Raw genomic sequence first — 1,154 nt, forward strand, 5'->3', positions numbered from 1 at the left:
TTCGACCTGTATCGGCCCTCCGAGGAGCACGACATGCTCCGGGAGTCGGTGCGTGCGCTCGCGGAGGCGAAGATCGTGCCGTTCGCCGCGGCGGTGGACGAGGAGGGCCGGTTCCCGCAGGAGGCCCTGGACGCGCTGGTCGCCAGCGACCTGCACGCCGTGCACGTCCCGGAGGCCTACGGCGGCGCGGGCGCGGACGCGCTGGCCACGGTGATCGTGATCGAGGAGGTCGCCCGCGCGTGCGGTTCCTCCTCGCTGATCCCGGCGGTCAACAAGCTGGGCTCGCTGCCGGTGATCCTGTCCGGCTCGGAGGAGCTCAAGCACAAGTACCTCGGCCCGCTGGCCAAGGGCGACGCGATGTTCTCCTACGCCCTGTCCGAGCCCGACGCGGGCTCCGACGCGGCCGGCATGAAGACCCGCGCGGTCCGTGACGGGGACTTCTGGGTCCTCGACGGCGTCAAGCGGTGGATCACCAACGCCGGTGTCTCCGAGTACTACACCGTGATGGCCGTCACCGACCCGGACAAGCGCTCCAAGGGCATCTCCGCCTTCGTCGTGGAGAAGTCCGACGAAGGCGTGTCCTTCGGCGCCCCGGAGAGGAAGCTCGGCATCAAGGGCTCCCCGACCCGCGAGGTCTACCTCGACAACGTCCGCATCCCCGCCGACCGCATGATCGGCGCCGAGGGCACCGGCTTCGCCACCGCGATGAAGACCCTCGACCACACCCGTGTCACCATCGCCGCCCAGGCCATCGGCATCGCCCAGGGCGCCCTCGACTACGCCAAGGGCTACGTCAAGGAGCGCAAGCAGTTCGGCAAGCCCATCGCCGACTTCCAGGGCGTCCAGTTCATGCTCGCCGACATGGCCATGAAGCTCGAGGCCGCCCGCCAGCTCACCTACGCCGCCGCCGCCAGGTCCGAGCGCGTCTCCGCCGGAGGCGACAAGGAAGACCTCACCTTCTTCGGCGCCGCCGCCAAGTGCTTCGCCTCCGACGTCGCCATGGAGGTCACCACCGACGCCGTCCAGCTCCTCGGCGGCTACGGCTACACCCGCGACTACCCCGTCGAGCGCATGATGCGCGACGCCAAGATCACCCAGATCTACGAAGGCACCAACCAGGTCCAGCGCATCGTCATGGCCCGCAACCTCCCGTA

At 69.4% G+C, this 1,154-nt stretch carries 1 protein-coding gene; it reads left to right on the forward strand.

From position 1 onward, the window contains the following. On the forward strand, positions 1 to 1,154 hold a 1,154-nt coding region (locus tag E0F75_RS39720), incomplete at both ends, for an acyl-CoA dehydrogenase family protein (protein WP_308189672.1).

It is taken from the genome of Streptomyces sp. CB02980, assembly GCF_014451325.2.
In the GTDB taxonomy this organism is placed as follows: domain Bacteria; phylum Actinomycetota; class Actinomycetes; order Streptomycetales; family Streptomycetaceae; genus Streptomyces.